Origin of the sequence: uncultured Phascolarctobacterium sp., assembly GCF_934190775.1 — a bacterium.
In the GTDB taxonomy this organism is placed as follows: domain Bacteria; phylum Bacillota; class Negativicutes; order Acidaminococcales; family Acidaminococcaceae; genus Phascolarctobacterium_A.
This window is the reverse complement of the sequence record NZ_CAKPTG010000011.1, coordinates 14635-33991: the sequence shown is the minus strand read 5'-3', so window position 1 is coordinate 33991 and position 19357 is coordinate 14635. Positions and strand designations below refer to the sequence as shown.

Genomic DNA, 19357 nt, shown 5'->3' with positions numbered 1-19357 from the left:
TTATAACAAAACAGCCTCCGAAAGCAAAGCTACGAAGACTGTTTACCAAAATTATTATATACTATTTTGCTTCATACACACTCAGCGCTTCCATTGCCAAGGCATAGCCCGCAAATCCCAGGCCGCAGATTTGTCCGACGCAACCTGCCACCGTTACAGAATGATGGCGGAACTCCTCGCGCTGATGGATGTTGCTGATATGCACCTCAATCGCAGGAATATTTACTGCCTTCAATGCGTCCAGAATTGCTACGCTGTAATGCGTAAATGCCGCCGGATTGATAACAATGCCGTCAAAGTGGCCGTAAGCATTCTGAATAGCGGTAACAATATCGCCCTCATAATTGCTCTGCAGCAGCTCCACCTCTACGCCAAGGCGGTCAGCCGCTGAACGGATGTAAGCACACAGGCTGTCATAATCATCACGGCCATAGATATTTTTTTCGCGGATGCCCAGCATATTAATGTTAGGACCATTCAAAACTAAAATTTTACGCATCTTTATCCCTCCAGCTTAGCGGCTACATTCAGCAGCTCATGCAGAACTCTGCCGAACTCACCGTTATTATCAATCGTATAATCCGCATATTGGCGGTACAGCGCAATACGCTCGTTATATAAAGTATAAAGCTTCTGCTTATCGGCAGCAAGCAACGGACGCGCATCACCGGCAATACAGCCGATGATGTTTTCCGGCTTGCGGTCGATAAAAACTACAACACCGCTCTGCTTCATCAGCTCCATGTTTTCGGCACGCTTTACGGCACCTCCGCCTGTTGCGATAACAGCTCCGTCACATTCTGCCAGATACGCCAGCGTACGCGTTTCCGCTGCGCGGAACGCATCTTCGCTTTCCGCGAAGAAAGCCTTTATCGTACGCTGCTCACGCTCTTCGAGGACAGAATCGGCATCATAAAACGGCAGCTGCAAGCGCTTCGCCATGCGCTTGCCAAAGGTGCTTTTACCACAGCCCGGCATACCAATCAGCACAATATTTTTCATATCTTCTGCTCCAAATCCTGCATGATTTTGACGATAAGCTCGCTGTCATATTTTTCGCCCTGCCAGATTTCCTGCGCAGCCACAGCCTGTGCTACAAGCATGAACAGACCATTGACAGTCTGCATCTTCGCCTCGGCAGCCTGCTTCAAGAACAAAGTCTGCTTGGGGTTATAAATTAAATCAACGGCAGCATAAAAATTGCTGATTTCCTCAAGCGTAACAGGTGCAGCGTTAACCTTGGGATACATACCTACAGGCGTACAGTTGACAATCACATCGCCAGTCAGCGCTGCCAGACCGTCATAATCAATAAACTTGCACTTAGGCGCAATCTTGAGGAAATCCTTATCAACATGCGCAACGTCACGCGTAACAAGATACAGCTTGCCGACACGCTTATCAACCATATATTTGACAACCGCACGCGCAGCGCCGCCGGTGCCCAGCACCGCAACACGCTTAGCGCGCACATCAATATTGTTGTATTCCAGCATTCTGCCGAAGCCGAAGTAATCGGTATTGTAGCCTTCAGCACCGTTTTCATCGAACTTAATCGTATTTACAGCGCCGATAGCCTTGGCCTCACGCGTAATGCTGTCCAACAGCGGCATAACGTGCAATTTATGCGGAATGGTAACATTACTGCCCGCATAGTTGGCACGCAGCTCTTCCATGCGCTTGGGCAAGTCCTCCTGCGTTGTTTCCAGCAGCGTATAATCGCCCTCGATACCGGTATATTTAAAAAACAGCTCGTGAATCTGCGGTGAAAGGCTGTGTCCCAGCTTACCGCCCAAAAGTCCGTAATGCTTCATCTGTTTATTCCTTTCGCTCGTAAGCACGATAATTGCCAAGAACCTTGCAATAGGTGCTCTTAGATTTTATTTCTTCCATTACATCGATAACCAGCGGATCTGCCAGATTACCGGTGACATCGATGTAGAAAAAGTATTCCCACGTTTTGCCGACAATCGGACGCGATTCCAGATTCAGCATATTCAGGCCCATATGGTAGAAGCTGGCCAGCATTTTATACAACGAGCCTGTTTCGTGCTTCACGGCAACAATCAAGGTAATCTTATTCGCGTTCGCTACGATTTCCGGTTTTTTGGCAATAATAACAAAACGGGTATAATTATTGCTGTTGCTGTTGATGGCCGGAGCAATAATCTTCAGGTTGTAAAGCTCCGCTGCCTGCTTGCCGGCAATAGCGCCTAAGGTTACATCCTGCTTTTCGGCAACCTCCTCCGCACTCTTAGAGGTACTGAAATAAGGAACCTGCTCTATATCCGGATAATCATGGAAGAAATCAGCGCACTGCTTCAAGCCCTGCGGATGAGAATACACTGTTTTAATCGTGCCAAGCGACGCACCCTCACAGCCTAAAAGATTTTGTTCAATCTTTACGCACTGCTCGCCTACAATGCTGTAGTCATACTGACGCAGCAAATCATATACCTCGGTAATACCGCCTGTCGAAGAATTTTCTATCGGCAGCACGGCGTAATCCATAGTGCCATCGCTGATACTGGAAATTACTTCTTCGAAGGTCTGGAAATGATGACGGTTGTATTGACGTCCGTGAAAATATTCCTCCAACGCTTGATGTGTAAAGGAACCTGCCGGACCGAAGCAGGCTACTTCAAATGTTTTGTCATTTACTTCAGCCAGAGCAGTTTCTTCCAACAGACAGGCCTGGTCAATAATACCGCGCATAATATTTTTCACAGCAACGGAATAATCCTTATTTTCCAAAAAACCTGCTACCTTTTCGATAACCTTGGCTTCACGATTCTTGTCCTTAACAGGCAGTCCCTTGGATTTTTTATAGGCAGCTACCTGCATAACTAACTGCAGACGGCTTTCCAGTACGTCTGCCAGCTGCTGGTCAACCTTGTCTATTTCTTTGCGGATTTTTTCTAAATCAAGCTCCTGCATCTTATTTCTCCCATTTCTTCGCTTCTAAAAGTAAATCCCACAGCGTCCACGCTACCACTGCTTCGATAACAGGCACAGCACGCTGCACAATGCAAGGATCATGCCTGCCGACGATAGCAAGTGTTGTATCAGCCTGCTCCTTAAGGCTCACTGTCTGCTGCTCGCGTGCAATCGACGGTGTCGGCTTAATGGCTACGCGCACTACCAAAGGCATGCCGTTGGTAATGCCGCCGGTAACGCCGCCGTTGTGGTTTGTCAATGCCAGCACTTTGCCGTCAACGTAATGCAAAGCGTCATTCGCTTCAGCACCGGTTAGCCCGGCAAAGCCAAAGCCGTCGCCAAACTCCACGCCCTTAACAGCAGGCACGGAAAACAGCGCATGGCTCAGCATGCTTTCCACGGAATCAAAATACGGTGCGCCGATACCTGGAGGCAAATGCAGTGCAATGGCTTCAATTACACCGCCTACGCTGTTAAGCTCGCTCTTGGCCTGCAAAATGCGCTCCTGCATTTTTTCGCCGACAGCATCATCCATAACCGCAAACTTTTTCGCATGCAGCTCTGCCAATTCTGCATCACTTACGCCCATTGGATTGAAGCGCTCTTCTTGGATATCGTTAATCTGCAGAATATGCGAACCGACAATAATACCATATTGCGCCAAAGCCTGCTTGGCCACAGCACCGGCAAAAACGAGCGGTGCTGTCAGGCGACCGGAAAAATGGCCGCCGCCACGATAATCATTAAAGCCCTGATAACGTACATGGCCTGCGTAATCCGCATGACCGGGGCGCATCTTATCGGCAAGAATGCTGTAATCCTTGGAATGCTGGTCGCTGTTGACAATACGCGCGCACAGCGGCGTACCTGTCGTAAAGCCATTGAAGAAGCCGCTTTGGATTTCTACCGTATCGCTTTCCTTGCGTGCCGTGCTCAGCGCATTCTGTCCGGGAGCACGACGCGCCATTTCAGCAGCAATCGCTGCTTCATCAAGCGCCAGTCCCGGCGGCAGTCCATCCAGCACTACGCCGATGGATTTGCCGTGCGATTCGCCGTATATCGCCATTTTTATATTCATGCCAAAAATTCCGCTCATGCCAGCACCTCAATTTTTCCGCCTACGCTTTGGTAATCCTGCCAGAAGTCAGGATAAGACTTGCTTACGCTGCCCGCACCGGTTAATGTAATCGGTTCTGCGCAGCATTGTGCAGCAATTGCCAGGCTCATGGCAATACGGTGGTCGTTCCAGGCATCTGCCTCTACGCCTCCGCGCAAGCCTTCCGGCTTGCCGCTAATTGTCAGTCCCTCAGGCTCTTCCGTAATCGCCGCACCCATTTTATTTAATTCACTCGTCATAGCCGCCAGCCGGTCGCATTCCTTGATACGCAAGCGTCCTGCGTTGATAATCTTCGTTGTTCCCTCGCTGACTGCCGCCAGCACGGTAAGCACAGGAATAATATCTGGACAGTCAGAAGCATCTATTACCGTTGCCTGCGTTGCGCCGCTGTTTACAGTTACGCTGTCATCTGTTTTGGCAATATCAGCACCCATGCGCTGCATAATTTCTACCACAGCCTTATCACCCTGCAGCGAAGCAAAGTCTACACCGCTTGCGGTAATGCCTGCGCCCAAAGCACCGCCAACAGTCCAGAATGCTGCCTGCGACCAGTCGCCCTCAACCTTGCTGTCCTGCGCTTTGAAACGCTGCTTGCCAGGCACAAGATAATGACGGTGTGCGCCATCTACATTTTCCACTTTAACACCGTACTTCGCAAGGCAATTCAATGTCATATCTACATAAGAAGCAGATTCCAACGGCGATGTGATGATAATTTCGGAATCACCCTTTAATAACGGCAAAGCAAAAAGCAGACCACTGACAAACTGACTGCTGACATCTCCCGGCAGCTCAAATTTACCCGGCATCAGGTGACCGTTGACCGTCAAGGGCAGATTGCCATTATCATTAAAATATTGCACAAACTGCTTATCCAGAATATCGTAATACGCCTGCAAAGGACGCGATACCAGCTTTCCGTGACCGATAAAGGTCAGCGGACAGCCAAGATTTGCTCCCAAAGGAATGAAAAAACGCAAGGTCGAACCGGATTCACCACAGTCAACATTATCTGCCGCCGCAATCGGATGACCTGTGCCCGTAATCTGCAAAGCCTTACGTCCCTCTAGCATGCTGGGGATTTCGTCCACGCTCACGTTCATAGCACGCAAAACGCGCATCGTTGCTTCAATATCCTTGGACATGCTTATATTATCAACAATACTGGTGCCACCTGCCAGACCTGCACAGATAATTTCTCTGTGTCCCATGCTTTTAGATGACGGAACCTGCACCGTTCCTGCCAATTTTGCAGGATAAATTTTTACCTTTTCCATTTAGCCTCACCCCAAATACTTTGGCACTTCCTGCCAATCTACTTTCTGCAGTACGCCCTCGCCTATCTGCTGCAAAATAATGAGGGTAATGCTGTTGCCGTTCTTTTTCTTATCTCTTGCCATTGTATCAAGCAGCTGCGCTTTTTCTACGCCCGCAGTCAACGGCAAATTGTACTTTTCAAGTACGCTCTTAATACGCTCGGCGCTGCCTTTGGCTGTCATTCCCAGCTCTTCGGTGCGCTTAGTCAGCTGATACATGCCAATCGCTACGCCCTCACCGTGCGTAAAGCAGCTGTAGCCGAAATGCTGCTCTACCGCATGTCCCAAGGTATGACCGAAATTCAGCAGCATCCGCAGGCCCGTATCAAATTCATCCTGCTCTACAATGCGCGCTTTGATAGCACAGCAGGTAGCAACAACGCTGTCAATATCTGTCAAAAGCTCCGCATCATCAGCATAGCCGGCAATTTTTTCAAAAAGCGCTGCATCCTTAATACAGCCGTATTTAATCGCTTCTGCCAGACCATCGTGCAGAAAACGTGTAGAAAGCGTTGCCAGTAAATCTGTGTCGATAAACACAGCCTTTGGCTGATAAAAAGCACCGGCAAGGTTTTTGCCTGCCTTTAAATCTACCGCTACCTTACCGCCAACGCTGCTGTCAATCTGCGCCAAAAGCGAAGTCGGTATCTGCACAAAGGCAATGCCACGCATAAAGCTGGCAGCGGCAAAACCACCCAAATCACCGACAACACCACCGCCAAGCGTCAGCACAACGTCGGTGCGCGTGAGTCCTGCTGCAGCAAGCTGCTCCAATACATCGCTGAGCACCTGCATGTTCTTGCTCTGCTCACCGGCTTCAATTACCACCTTATGCACAACAAGGCCAGCCTCTTCGAGGCTAGCCTGTAATTTTGCTGCATATAACGGTGCAACATTTGTATCGCTGATAATGGCCGCCTTGCGCGCCTTCGGCAGCAAAGCTGCAACCTTAGAGCCGACCTGCGGCAGCAGGCCGGCGGCTATTTCAATATCATAGGCATGAACGCCTAATGCAACATGAATTTTCTTCATTAAAAAAGCTCCCTTCTCCGTGCTCCCGCCTTGCGCATCAGCTCCTTCAGCTTTTCGCCGTCATCACTGCGCAGAGCGTCGCGCCACAGCACCAGCTGCTCCATATATCTGTCTATTTCATCCGCAACCTTTTCCCTATTGGCCAGGAACAGATTGCACCACAATTCAGGATTGATATCTGCTACACGAGTGCCATCTCGGAAGCTGCCGGCAACGAAGTACTTTGTCTTATCATCAAAGGAAGCGCTGTCCATGAGCGCTACCGCAGTAACATGCGGCAAATTGCTGGTATAGGCAATCGTGGCATCATGCTGCGCCGGTGTCACCTGCACAGTATGCTTGCAGCCAAGAGCCAAAGCAAATTGCTCCAGCCAGCTGATAGCAGCCTGTGTGTTATGCTTTTCCGGCACGATGATGTAATTCGCATTCTGAAAAATATGCGCATCACTCATGCCCAAGCCGCTGCCCTGGCGTCCGGCCATCGGATGGCCGGAAATAAATTCCATGCCACCCTTTAAAAGTGCCTGGCCTCTGCTGATCATATCGTTTTTAATGCCTGCAACATCAGTCAGCAAAACGCTTTCATTAAAGAAATCAACGTTTGCAGCTATAAAGCCCACGATTGCTTCAGGATAAATAGCGCAGATAATTACGTTGGCCTCTTTAAGTCGGTTATCAGGCTCAGTCATGCCAATATCAAGCAAGCCCTGCTGCTTCGCTTCCTGCAATGTTGCTGCATCACGCTCTATACCGATAATCTGCTTAACGCCCAGCTTGCGCAATGCTTTGGCATAAGAGCCGCCAATCAGCCCCATGCCAACGATAGCAAAGCTGAGCTCCTGCCACCTTGTACTTCTATTTTCGCCACCAAAATCAGCTTCCAAAAAAATCACTCCTAATCTGCCATACTACTATTATAACTCTCTGCCGACAATGTTCGCAATGCCTCTGAGGTCGCCCATCAGCTTAGCAAAGCGGTCCGGCTTCAAGGATTGGGCACCATCGCACCATGCTGCTTCCGGATCGTTATGTACTTCAATCAACAAACCGTCTGCACCGACTGCAACTGCTGCCTTAGCCAAAGGTTCTACCATCCACCACATGCCTGCTGCATGGCTCGGGTCAACTACTACCGGCAGATGGCTGAGTCTTTTTACTGCAGGAATAGCACTTACATCAAGCGTATTGCGGGTGTAGGTTTCAAAGGTACGGATACCGCGTTCGCAAAGGATAACGTTTTCGTTGCCTTCGCTCATAATGTATTCCGCTGCCATCAGCCATTCCTCAATCGTTGCCGCCAAGCCGCGCTTCAACAGAATAGGCTTATTGGTTTTGCCCAATTCCTTCAGCAGATCAAAGTTCTGCATATTGCGGGCACCGACCTGAATCAGGTCAACATCTTCAACAAAGCGTTCCACCATGTAAGGTGACATGATTTCCGTAACAATCGGCAGACCGGTTGCTGCTCTGGCATTTTTCAGGAAATCCAAACCTTGTTCCTTTAAACCTTGGAAAGAGTACGGAGAGGTGCGGGGTTTAAAAGCACCGCCACGCATCAGCGTAGCGCCTGCAGCCTTAACATCCTTGGCAATTTCCGTAACCTGCTCCTGGGTTTCTACGGAACAGGGGCCTGCGATAACCTGCAGCTTTTTGCCGCCGAACTTTCTGCCTGCAACATCGATAATGCTGTCTTCGGGGTGGAACATGCGGTTCGCACGTTTGAAGGGCTCCTGCACACGCATTACCTTTTCTACACCCTCAACAACACGTAAAAGGTTAATATCCAAAGCGCTGGTATCACCAACAACACCAAACAGAGAAGCATTTACGCCATCACTGGCATGAATCTGAAAGCCCTTGCTTTCTAATTGGTTTTTCAGCTTAGTTTTTTCCTCAACAGTTGCATTTTGTTTGAATACGATAATCATGATAAAATCTCTCCTTTAATCTAATCTACAATGCTACAATACTACTCCCAGATCAGGAGTTATTACAAACCCTTACGCTTTTTTATATTGCTAAGGGATAATGCCTTGACTTACATATCTCTGCCGACAATTCTGGCAATGCCCTTCAGCTCGCCCATCAGTCTGGCGAAGCGTTCAGGTCTTAAGGACTGAGCGCCGTCACAAAGCGCTGCTTCCGGATTGTTGTGGACTTCTATCAAAAGTCCGTCGGCACCGACTGCAACTGCAGCCTTCGCCAAAGGCTCTACCATCCACCACAAGCCTGCCGCATGGCTCGGATCAACTACTACCGGCAGATGGCTGAGCTTTTTCACAGCGGGAATTGCGCTTACATCCAGTGTGTTGCGCGTATATGTTTCGAAGGTGCGGATACCGCGTTCGCAAAGGATAACGTTTTCGTTGCCCTCGCTCATGATATATTCCGCCGCCATCAGCCATTCCTCAATCGTTGCTGCCAGACCACGCTTCAACAAAATCGGCTTATTGGTTTTGCCTAATTCCTTCAGCAGTTCAAAATTCTGCATGTTGCGAGCGCCGACCTGAATCAAATCTACATCCTCTACAAAGCGCTCAATCATATACGGTGACATAATTTCTGTTACAATAGGCAGGCCTGTTTCCTTTTTGGCACCTTTTAAATATTCCAGGCCAACCTCCTTCAAGCCTTGGAAGGAATAAGGCGATGTGCGGGGCTTGAAGGCGCCGCCGCGAAGCATTGAGGCTCCGCCAAGCTTGATGGACTTGGCAATATCTGTAACCTGCTCCTGCGTTTCTACGGAGCACGGACCTGCGATAACCTGAATCTTACGTCCGCCGATTTCAACACCGCCGACATTAATCACGGAATCCTGCGGATGGAACATGCGGTTGGCCCGTTTGAACGGTTCCTGCACACGCATTACCTTGTCTACCGCATCATCAATACGCAGCATATTGATATCAAGTGTGCTCGTGTCACCGATGATACCGAAGATTGTCATGTTGACACCGTTGATTTCGTTAATTTGGAAGCCCTTGCTTTCCAAATTGCTGCGCATCTTCGCTTTATTTTCCTCCGGTGCTCCCGGCTTGAATACTATTACCATAAATTGTCTCCCCTTCGTTCTGACACCCTTGTCATTTAATTTACCATACTGCTATAAGCTACCATGCTACAAAAAAAGCAGGCTCCCGTAAAAGAGCCTGCTGTAAAAGCTAAATCTTAATTGCAAGCACTGCGCTCGCAAATACTATTTATAGTCTCCAATACGATGATTACTGCTATATGATTTTTCCCATGCAAAATAACCGGTGCTAAAATAATAGTTAAATACCGGTGCGTAATAAAAACCATATTCAATTGCAGTGTTCATCATTTTAGATTCCATCATTTTCACCTGCAACAACTTCAGCATTTCCTTATGCTTCAAAATTTATCGCCGCAATCAGCGATTGAGGTTATTTTACTCCTATCAGTCTGCAAACGTCAAGGAAAAAGCCAAATTTTATTTATTTTTTATCTTATCGCACTATTATTGTAAACTAGGTTACAGTAATAACGCTATCTGAAAAGCAGTAACACAAAATATTACTGCTGGTTTATAAGACAGCATTATTTTAAACCTACTTATAAATTTTGCCACCCGCTCCACAGCAGCATCAGCGCTCCTATAAGCACCACCGCCAACGCCAGCTTACGGAACAGATGCTGATTCAGGCGATAGAAAAATTTTTCTCCCAAACAGATAGCCAAAAGCATCACCGGTATAGTGTACAGCAGCAAACTCCAATCAACGGTGCCACTGACATTGCCGTAAAAATAATTTATCAGCACCGTCAAAAAGCCGCTTAAGCCAAAGAACCAGATCATGTTAGCCCGCATAACATCCTTAGGCAGTTTTTCGTTAAGAAAATATAAAACCAGCGGCGGTCCGCTGACGCTTGTAGATGCGCCGAAAAAACCGCTCAAAATACCTGCACCCAAACGTCCGCAGGTTTTATTTTTTATCGGCAGCGTACATTGCAGGCTCAACAAAATCGTGGCAGCCACAAGCACCGCTCCCAAAAACACCTCCAGCTGTGCCGCAGGCAGCACCTTCAACACCCAGCTTCCCGGTACCATGCCAATGATACTTCCCAATGTCGTCAAAATAACTGTTTCTTTATCAAAGCCGTCGCGCACCCTGTACATAGTAATCGCCCGCAGAACCAAATTCAACAGCAGTACAAAAATAACCGCCGCTTTTACCGACATCACCAGTGTAAGTACAGGCATGGCCACCAATGCAAAGCCAAAGCCGGAAACCGTAGAAAAAAATGACGCAGCAAAAATAATCCCGATTGTCAAAATAATCGCAGTACAATCCATTAGCTTCTCCCTTAACAATTAATTTTGTTATTTTAATTGTAGCAAGAGCAGTAATTGCCGTCAAATTAAATGCCATATTAAAGCAAAAAATCCGTGTAAAGCAAAGTCAGCCTTCTGTTTACACGGATTTTCAATTTCAGCTTTCTTCTAAAACGCAGGGATTAACCAAAGCGCCCACGGCATCTGCACGACAGCGGTTGCAATGCTGCATCTGCGGCATCCACTGTTTGCAAACCTGACGCAGCTGAGAAATTTCTTCAGCCGCAGGCTCCGCAAAATGCGCAAAGCCAGTACCCTCCACCGGCAGCATCGGTAAAATATTCTGCAGCTTCGCTCCCAGCAAGGCCATACGTCTGGCAATCGCCGGGATTTCCTGGATATTAACGCCGGGTATCGCCACCGTATTGATCTTCACCTTTACGCCATATTCACCAAGCAGCCGCAATCCTTCTATCTGTCTTTCTAGCAGCAGCGCCGCGGCCTCTTCACCGACATATTTTTTGCCTTCATCATTAATAAAGCTGTAAATATGCGCGCCTGTATTGCTGGTAATTGCATTAACCGTCACCGTAACATAATCAACGCCTAAGGCTGCAATTTCCTTGGCATACTTCGGCAGATAAAGACCATTAGTCGAAAGGCAGAAGAAAACATTCTTATCAATCTCACGAATCATCCTCAGCGTTCTGCTGACCGCCGGCCAGTTGGCCAGCGCATCGCCGGGGCCGGCAATACCTGCTACCGTAAGCTTCGGCACCTTGGCCTTCATCTGCAGATACCAGTCGACTGCATCCTCCGGTACCATGACTCGAGCCACAACACCGGGACGACTTTCATTTACACAGCTATATTTGCGCAGGCAATAGTTGCACTGCATGTTGCATATTGGTGCGACTGGTAAATGAATGCGGGCATAATCGCTGCATTTAGCTGTAAAACAGGGATGTGTTTCAAGCTCACTCATGATTTACCTCACAAATACTTTCACGCAAGCCGGCATATCGGCCATCTGTTTTATATTGCTGCTGCAAGGCACCGTTAACAATCTGCTCGATAAATAAAGCAGCGCCACGCGCTCCGACTAGCGTATTATCGGTAAAGCACAGCCGGTCAAAGGCAGGATAAGCGCAGCGCACTAACGGCACCTGATATGTATCAGCCAAATTCTTTAAGAACGAAGAACCGCACAGCAATACAGGTTTATATTGCTTAGCAGCCTCCGCCATTTTATCCAAGCTAAATTCCGCTGTATCCTCTGCGATTACAACGCGCATGCCAAGTTCTTCGGCAAAAAAGCTCTGTAAACCCTCTAAATGTGCTTTGTCCGTAGCCAAAGCCACCGGCAGCTGATACAGATTCACCAGATAATCAGCACTGCGATAAACAAGCTTTTTCGCAGCAGCTTCCAGTTCGGCAAGCTCATCGGAAAAATCAATGTTCAACGCTTCGCCCATCTGACGCAAAAACTTCTGCATGCCTGCCACACCATAAGGATAAGCACATTTGATATACGGCACGCCAAATTTTTCCTGCATCTTTTGTGCCAACAGCTCACCATAGCCAAAGCAGATATTCAGTTCTGCCTGCGGCATTGCTGCAATATCCCGCAAGCTGCAATCCTGCAGCGCGCAGTTAATTTTAACCTTAGAACCTAAAAATTTCTTTAGCTCGGCCAAATCATTATCCGCATAGGGATCATCATTCATTATGCCAAGAATATTTATCGTGGCAGCTTCTTTTTTCTCCGCAGGTTGGAGCAATGGCAACAACGCCAGATAAGCTGCTTCTGCACCGCTGTCGATATTACCTGCGTATCCGGGCGCTTTTACATGCAACAATTTTTGCGAACCTTCGGTAGTAGCCAAAATACCGTCCACATCATCGCCGATCATATTCGGCACGCAGCCACTGACTACAAATACCGCACCGCAATGCGTAAAAATACGCTCCGCTTCCTGCAAAGCCTTACGCAAGACCTTCTCGCCACCATTAACAACATCTTCATCATAGATAACATCGGAGGCCTGACGTACATCATAAGGCTTGCCAGCATATCTGAATGCCAAGCTTCCCCACTGACAACCGACAACGGAATGTTGCAGAATTAAGGTATCCTTAATACCTCCAAGAGCACGCACAGCACCAAACAACGCACAGCTACTTAATGGTTTCATTATTTTCTCTGCCTCCATACTCTGCTATACAGTTCGCGTGATGCTTTACTGTCTTTATCAGCCTCGCGCATCGGATAAAATACCGGGTCATAGGCCAGCTTGCTCAGCAAAAGACTGCTGCCTGTTCGCTGCGGTCGCTGCAGCATCTGCCAAACCTCTTCCATAATATCCACAAAACCCTGATAATTCCACACCGAGCGTTCAAACAAATTATAGAGCACCGGCACATCCAAAGAAGCATATCGCGGATGACCGTTGCAGATAACAAAATCACAGCTCTGTGCCGCCTCACGCAAAGTCTCCTCCGCAGGCTCCAGCAAAACTTCTGCCTCGCAACCGTATTCCGCTTTGGCAAGCTCTATCCTATCCTTAAACCTCTGCATCATTGCATCATCCAAGCCTGTTTCCGCCTGGTAGGAAGGATTCATGATAATGCAGATTTTTTTAATCGGCAAACCATAATCCTGCTGATAAACACGCAGAGCATCCGGCAAATACGCAATACCATGCGCAATCAGGCAAAATTTGTGCTTAGCAAATTCTGCACGCAGCTCATAATAACGGGCGGCAACCCGTTCATATTCTGCCTGCAGCACGCGTTCAACAGCATCCTCGCAGCCAAGCATTTTTCCTATTTGCCTGTACAAATCACTGATTCCTTCGATGCCATGCCATTCCTGCATATCGGCAACATGCAGAAACGGCGTGCCAAAGCGCTGCTCCATCGCCAATGCCCATTTTTTGCGACGTACAATATTCAGCGCTGCCCGCGGAGCCTTTTTGATTGTCTGCAAATCAGCGGCAGGCAGATAGGCATTGACGGTAATCCCCATTTTCTGCAGCATCTCGCTCATGCCCTGCAGCTTATCCTCACCGTTATACCCCCAGACAAAAGCTTCAATATTTACGCTCTGCGGCTGTACTCTTTGAGGCTCCATCACCTGCTCTACCAGTGCGTCCATCACCTCTACATAACCGCAACCGGGATATACAGCACTGGAAGAAAACTTTTGCTTCTGCTTTTGGCAAGCCTTTTCACGCAAAACCTTGCGGCCGTTGCTCTTGTCCATATGCGAAAAAACCTGCGACGTAATCGGAACGAGCTTTGCTTTGAACTGCGGCTGCAGGCTGCAGGCCAGGCCTGGCAAATCATCATTGATAATATCCGACACCACGGATGGCAAGAGAAAAATAATCTCCGGCTTTTGCTCACGCTCCACCTTTTGCAGTAATGCCATCAGCTTTTTTTCACCGCCGAAAATTACATCTTTGTTGCGCAAATCCGCACATTCCAGCTCATAAACCGGACTTTGTCCGCTGCGCACATGACAACGATAATGAAAGCCGCAGCCACGCGGACTGTATAAAACCACGGCGGCATTTTTGATTTCGCTGATGCAGGCAAGGTTTCCCGACACCTTGCCGTTGACGGCATAGCGATGCAGATAGCTGGAAGGGTTCATGCCCAAGAGCATGTTATCCTGATAATATTGGTTCAATGGCGTTCAGCTCCTTTTGTACTATTTTGCATCCTTATATAGCAAATGCAACTGACCATCTTCATCATTATAAGGTTTTATTTTAATTTTAAAGGTTTCTTCTATAACAGGAGAACAAAGCACATCTTTTGTCTTACCATAAGCAATAATCTTGCCCGCTTTTAACAAATAAAGCTTTTGGCAAAATTTAGCGGCAAGGTTCAAGTCGTGCATCACTGCTAAAACCTCAACCTGCATATTTTTAATCAATTCTAATAAATGGAATTGATAATACAAATCCAGGTGATTAGTCATTTCATCTAAAAGCAAAGTTTGTGGCTGACCAGTAAGAACTCTTGCAATCATAACTCTTTGCTGTTCACCACCGGAAAGCTTGTTATAAAGGCGTTCTTCATAACCATTAAGTCCTACAGCAGCAAGAGCACTCTGTGCCAGCTTATAATCGGCCTGCGTATCAAGCTCAAAAGGCTTTTTATAAGGAGTGCGTCCCATAAGGACTAAATCAAGCACCTTAAAATCAAAGTTCAGAGTACTATTCTGCTTCATTACTCCCAGCCTTTGAGCTGTTTGCTGTAAAGATATCGTCTCTAAATCCTCCCCATCGAAAAAAATCCTACCACTTTGAGGCTTTAGAGAACGATATAACGCGCGTAAAATAGTCGATTTTCCACTACCATTAGGACCTATAAGACCAACGAACTCTTTATTTTTTACTTGCAAAGTTATTTTTTCTACTATTTTTTTATCATCAATAGCAAGATCCATCGCTTCTGTCTGTATTTCCATTACTTATCACCAAATCCATATTTTTTACTGCACATTAAATATAAGAAAAACGGTCCGCCAATGAAAGCTGTCAATATACCTATCGGTAATTCTGTTTTTATCAACAGACTACGTGCCAATACATCACACCACAGCATATAAATCGCCCCGCCAAGCATAGAATATGGTAATAATTTCAAATGATTATTTCCGCAGATAATACGCACTATATGCGGTATAACAAGACCAACAAAACCAATTATTCCCGTTGCAGCTACCACCATGCTAACTAATATAGCAACGGCTGTCAAAAAAATCATTCTGCTTTTTTCTAAAGATACACCTAGTATCAATGCCATATCTTCACCTAAAAGAGAAGCATTGAGAATGCGGAAATTATAGATAAAGAAAAATGCTAAAACAATAAAGGCTACAGCCACAAACGGTAAATAGTCCCAGGTAACCTTCCCCATACTACCCATAATCCAAAATGTCGCATCACGAATACCATCTATATCCTTGGCCAGGTAAACCAAAAGGCTTGTACTTGCACTGCAAATAGCATTTAATGCAGTACCAGCCAAGATAAGCTTTGTGTTATTTTGCGCTGCACCTGTTGTATAAGTAATAGCAAAAACAGTGAAGGTAACTAAAAGAGCGCCACAAAAAGCACCTATCGACACACCATAGAGACCGAAGCTGCTAAACATGCCTAAAATTATACTTGCCGTTGCTCCCATTGCTGCGCCGGACGATACTCCAAGAATATAAGGATCTGCTAAAGGATTGCGGATTAAGGCCTGCATAACTACGCCGCCAAGCGCCAAAGCGCTACCTGATAAAACTGCCATTATTATTCTTGGCAAACGTAAATCAAAAATAACGGAAGCATTTACAGACTGCAAAAGATTTTGCCCAGCCTGCGATTGTATATCAATCATATTATAATAAAGTATATTGATAATATCAATATAACTAATATTCACTACACCAATACTCAAAGAGTAGATAAACGAACAACACAATACTAGTGTTAAAACAAATAATGTTAGAAAAAATTGCATTTTTTTCATAAAAGTTCCCTTTAATTAGCACGTTAATAGGATAGTTTTAATTATGGAGATAGCTGCCGCACAGAATGTGCGACAGCTAAAAAGATATATATGAGAAATGTTGAGAGATGCGTAGATAATGTTATCTATTAGCCAGTTTAAAAGTTATCTTCAATATATTTATGCATGTTTTCTACAGCTTCTACCGTACGCTCACTGCCACAATAAAAAGCACGATGCTGCACAACAAAGATTTTATTATTACGTACTGCTTTAATTTTCTTTAAAACCTTATGCTCATGCAAAGCCTTAATTTTACCTGCAACAGGAGTTGTTGCCGTATCTATGATGACAATCATGTCAGGATCAAGCTCTACCAAATATTCTACGCTTTTACGCCCGCCCAACTTATCATCAAGAGAAATACCACCCGCAAGCTCTATCATATCAGCTGTAAGATCGTTAGCTGTCCTGCCAAAATATTCATTGCCATAAAGATATTGCAAGGTAATTACTTTCGGTTTTTTAGCTTCAGCTATACTTTCACTATGCATCCGTAGCTTTGCTATTCTACTCTGTAGATAAGCAATTTTTTTCTGAGCTTTCTCCTCTACTCGGAAAATTTTCGCAAGCTGCTGCAAATCATTCACAATGTATTCAACCTTGCGTCTGCCGGTTGCACGAGTAGGTACAGTATTTGTCATAACGTAAGTGTGAATACCTTTATTATGCCAATACTCAACACTGCCCAACGCACTTTCACCAAAAAGCGAACCCCAGCTGACAATTAAATCCGGCTGCAGACCAAGCACTGCTTCCTTAGCTGGATAACCACTTCCATACGTAAGTCTTGCAAATTTTGCATACTCAGTTTCATAAGGTGCAAAATTTTTACTGTAGCAAGCACTAATGCCAACAATTTTATCTTGTACACCTAAAAATATCAAATCATCGACAACAGGCTCAGATACAGCCAAAACTCTTTGAGGCACATCAGTAAATACCTGCTTTAAAGTACGTCCATCACCAGCATAACCATCAAAATTCTCAACAGTAATAGGAGCAACCTTGCCTGCCTTCGCACGATGTTTTTCTTGATATGCACAGCCTACGCTTAATATACTTAAAATAAAAATGAAGATAACTAAAAACTGCTTAATCATTATTCCTCAAATAAATATTAGAAAGAGTATTCAACGCCAACGACAAAGTTGCGTCCTTCATCGCTATAATTGATAGCATCAATACTACCATCTTTTAAGTCAAACCAATTGCCAACATTAGAATAATCTTTATCAAACAAATTATTTATTCTAGCGAATATTTTTATGTCTTTTGTCGGTTTATAATTAGCATATGCATTTACCACCCAGAAAGAATCTGTAGGCAAGCTATCATAATACAACTGAGATTTACCATATAAGTTATATTTACCTAATCCAAATAAGCCTACATCAGTTTTACCTTTCGAATAATCAATGTTAATACTTACTATATCTTTTGGCAGAAAACTTTGCTTACCAGATTTATTAGACCACGTGCGGAAATAACTAAGCTTTGTTTTCCAATTTTCATCAAATTGTTTTTCATACGCTAATTCTAAGCCATTATTTTGGGCTGTACCATCTACATTAACATATTTACGTTTTGTACCTTCTTTTACCCAAGAAATGCTATTATCTTCCTCACGTCTATAAATATTAGCATTTAAGAATGACGTATCATCTATTTGATAGTTAACGCCCAATTCAATGGTGTTGCCAGATGTCGGTTTAATATCAGGATTAGGATTATATAAGTAAGTACCAAATACTTGTCCCATAGATGGTTGTACATAATATTCATTACGTGCAATATATAAGCCTAAGTTATCAGCAGGATTATATCCTAAATTAAAGCTTGTAATATATTTTCCTGCAAAATCACCCGGAACAACATATCTTACACCTGAAGTTAATTTGAAATTTTTAGCGAAATTCCACTCGTCTTGGATAAATACAGAATTTTCTTTGATTTTATTTTTTCCTTCAAGATATACATCTTTATAATCATAATGTTCAGCGCCAATTAAAATACGATGTTCATCGTTAATTTGCTTATAATATCTGTCAGCGATTCTAAAAGCCTTTACTTTATATGTCTCACCTGAATCCTTAAAAGTATAGCTACCATCATCTAATTCCTTATCAGGATTATGATGATAATTGCGTACTGCTTTCATGTTACCTTTGAACACATAGAAATTATTACCTTCACCATTCTTTTTATCAATAAAATCAGAAATCAAGGTAATATTATCTATATTAAATTCACCATCATGATTAGCTACTACTCCGCTTTTTTTATAAAGCTCGCTCCATTTCATATCTTGATGAGAAGAATCATATTTTACAATAAAATCCATCTTATCATTTGCTTTATAACCAAATTTTACATTAGCAATGTTATTTTTCTTATCTGTAGGATGATTTACACCACTACCATCTTCATAATCTCCGGCATTTCTACGTTCTAAATTAACTGACCAATAAACATTTTCTTCGCTGCCTCTATTGTTGATGTTATAAGACTGGTATCCAAAGTTACCAACACTATATTTAATAGCAGATTGAACTCCAGAATCTGCTCTCTTAGTAATTACATTAATAACGCCGCCAATTGCATTAGAACCATATAGTACAGATGCAGAACCTTTCAATACCTCTATTCTATCAATATCTCTAGGATTGATATCGATTAAGGAGTTTCTTGCCTTACTATCCATAGCCTGATTTACACCGTCAATAAGTACAACGGCATATTTATCTCTCAAAGAAGGTACACTGTAACCGGATAATTCATAGCCAACACCATTTCCATATAAGCGAGAATTCATGCCCGGAACGCTTTGTAAAGCTTCATACAAATTTTGATACTGTTTATCTTCTATTTCTTTAGATGTAATAACATATACAGAAGCCGCAGTTTTAACCTTATCTACCGGCGTAGCTGTCGCCGTAACAATCATCTCATCAAGGTTAAAAGTTTTCATCTCTTCGGCAAAAGCAGTCGTGCCACCGGAAATTACATAAGATCCAACAAGAACAGACATCAGCACTGCATTCCGCAGCTCAAACAATTTTTTCAATTTTAAACACCTCATCATACTTTT

At 44.9% G+C, this 19357-nt stretch carries 18 protein-coding genes; all 18 read right to left on the bottom strand.

The annotated features are described in order from the left end of the window. Positions 1 to 61 precede the first annotated feature (61 nt). Positions 62 to 499, bottom strand: a complete 438-nt coding sequence (aroQ, locus tag Q0G26_RS07240) for a type II 3-dehydroquinate dehydratase (protein ID WP_009144674.1) — start codon at positions 497 to 499, stop codon at positions 62 to 64. Between the two features lie 2 nt (positions 500 to 501). Then, entirely contained in the window at positions 502 to 1002 is a 501-nt protein-coding gene (locus Q0G26_RS07235) for a shikimate kinase (RefSeq protein ID WP_293829430.1), read from the bottom strand. Next, positions 999 to 1814, bottom strand: a complete 816-nt coding sequence (gene aroE / locus Q0G26_RS07230; RefSeq protein ID WP_293829428.1) for a shikimate dehydrogenase — start codon at positions 1812 to 1814, stop codon at positions 999 to 1001. The genes Q0G26_RS07235 and aroE overlap by 4 nt, the downstream gene beginning before the upstream one ends. A gap of 4 nt (positions 1815 to 1818) precedes the next feature. After that, positions 1819 to 2937: a prephenate dehydratase gene (gene pheA, locus Q0G26_RS07225; protein WP_293829427.1), complete on the bottom strand. Its 1119-nt coding sequence runs from the start codon at positions 2935 to 2937 to the stop codon at positions 1819 to 1821. A gap of 1 nt (position 2938) precedes the next feature. Beyond that, a complete protein-coding gene (gene aroC / locus Q0G26_RS07220) occupies positions 2939 to 4033 on the bottom strand; it encodes a chorismate synthase (RefSeq protein ID WP_293829425.1) in 1095 nt (364 codons plus the stop codon). Beyond that, positions 4030 to 5331: a 3-phosphoshikimate 1-carboxyvinyltransferase gene (aroA, locus tag Q0G26_RS07215; RefSeq protein WP_293829424.1), complete on the bottom strand. Its 1302-nt coding sequence runs from the start codon at positions 5329 to 5331 to the stop codon at positions 4030 to 4032. The genes aroC and aroA overlap by 4 nt, the downstream gene beginning before the upstream one ends. 6 nt (positions 5332 to 5337) lie before the next feature. Further along, complete coding sequence (aroB, locus tag Q0G26_RS07210) at positions 5338 to 6402, bottom strand: 3-dehydroquinate synthase (protein ID WP_293829423.1); 1065 nt, start codon at positions 6400 to 6402, stop codon at positions 5338 to 5340. Beyond that, positions 6402 to 7286: a prephenate dehydrogenase gene (locus Q0G26_RS07205; RefSeq protein WP_293829421.1), complete on the bottom strand. Its 885-nt coding sequence runs from the start codon at positions 7284 to 7286 to the stop codon at positions 6402 to 6404. The genes aroB and Q0G26_RS07205 overlap by 1 nt, the downstream gene beginning before the upstream one ends. A 30-nt stretch (positions 7287 to 7316) precedes the next feature. Beyond that, a complete protein-coding gene (aroF, locus tag Q0G26_RS07200; protein ID WP_293829419.1) occupies positions 7317 to 8330 on the bottom strand; it encodes a 3-deoxy-7-phosphoheptulonate synthase in 1014 nt (337 codons plus the stop codon). 110 nt (positions 8331 to 8440) lie between these two features. Continuing rightward, positions 8441 to 9454 carry a 3-deoxy-7-phosphoheptulonate synthase gene (gene aroF, locus Q0G26_RS07195; RefSeq protein WP_210683909.1) on the bottom strand — a complete coding sequence of 338 codons (1014 nt, stop codon included), beginning with the start codon at positions 9452 to 9454 and terminating at the stop codon, positions 8441 to 8443. Positions 9455 to 9975: 521 nt separating this feature from the next. Next, a complete protein-coding gene (locus tag Q0G26_RS07190) occupies positions 9976 to 10716 on the bottom strand; it encodes a sulfite exporter TauE/SafE family protein (RefSeq protein ID WP_293829417.1) in 741 nt (246 codons plus the stop codon). A gap of 136 nt (positions 10717 to 10852) precedes the next feature. Continuing rightward, positions 10853 to 11680, bottom strand: a complete 828-nt coding sequence (locus Q0G26_RS07185) for a radical SAM protein (protein WP_293829416.1) — start codon at positions 11678 to 11680, stop codon at positions 10853 to 10855. After that, positions 11673 to 12890, bottom strand: coding sequence for a nitrogenase component 1 (locus Q0G26_RS07180; RefSeq protein WP_293829414.1), 1218 nt, complete (start codon positions 12888 to 12890; stop codon positions 11673 to 11675). Before Q0G26_RS07180 ends, Q0G26_RS07185 begins: the two co-directional genes overlap by 8 nt. Continuing rightward, a complete protein-coding gene (locus Q0G26_RS07175) occupies positions 12890 to 14389 on the bottom strand; it encodes a nitrogenase component 1 (protein ID WP_293829413.1) in 1500 nt (499 codons plus the stop codon). Before Q0G26_RS07175 ends, Q0G26_RS07180 begins: the two co-directional genes overlap by 1 nt. A gap of 21 nt (positions 14390 to 14410) precedes the next feature. Next, entirely contained in the window at positions 14411 to 15175 is a 765-nt protein-coding gene (locus Q0G26_RS07170) for an ABC transporter ATP-binding protein (protein WP_293829410.1), read from the bottom strand. Next, positions 15175 to 16227 (bottom strand): iron ABC transporter permease, encoded by a 1053-nt coding sequence (locus Q0G26_RS07165; protein WP_293829409.1) that lies wholly within the window; start codon positions 16225 to 16227, stop codon positions 15175 to 15177. Before Q0G26_RS07165 ends, Q0G26_RS07170 begins: the two co-directional genes overlap by 1 nt. Positions 16228 to 16364: 137 nt before the next feature. Next, on the bottom strand, positions 16365 to 17369 hold the full coding sequence (locus Q0G26_RS07160) for an ABC transporter substrate-binding protein (RefSeq protein WP_293829408.1): 1005 nt from the start codon (positions 17367 to 17369) through the stop codon (positions 16365 to 16367). 17 nt (positions 17370 to 17386) lie between these two features. Further along, positions 17387 to 19333, bottom strand: coding sequence for a TonB-dependent receptor (locus Q0G26_RS07155; RefSeq protein WP_293829407.1), 1947 nt, complete (start codon positions 19331 to 19333; stop codon positions 17387 to 17389). Between the last annotated feature and the right edge of the window lie 24 nt (positions 19334 to 19357).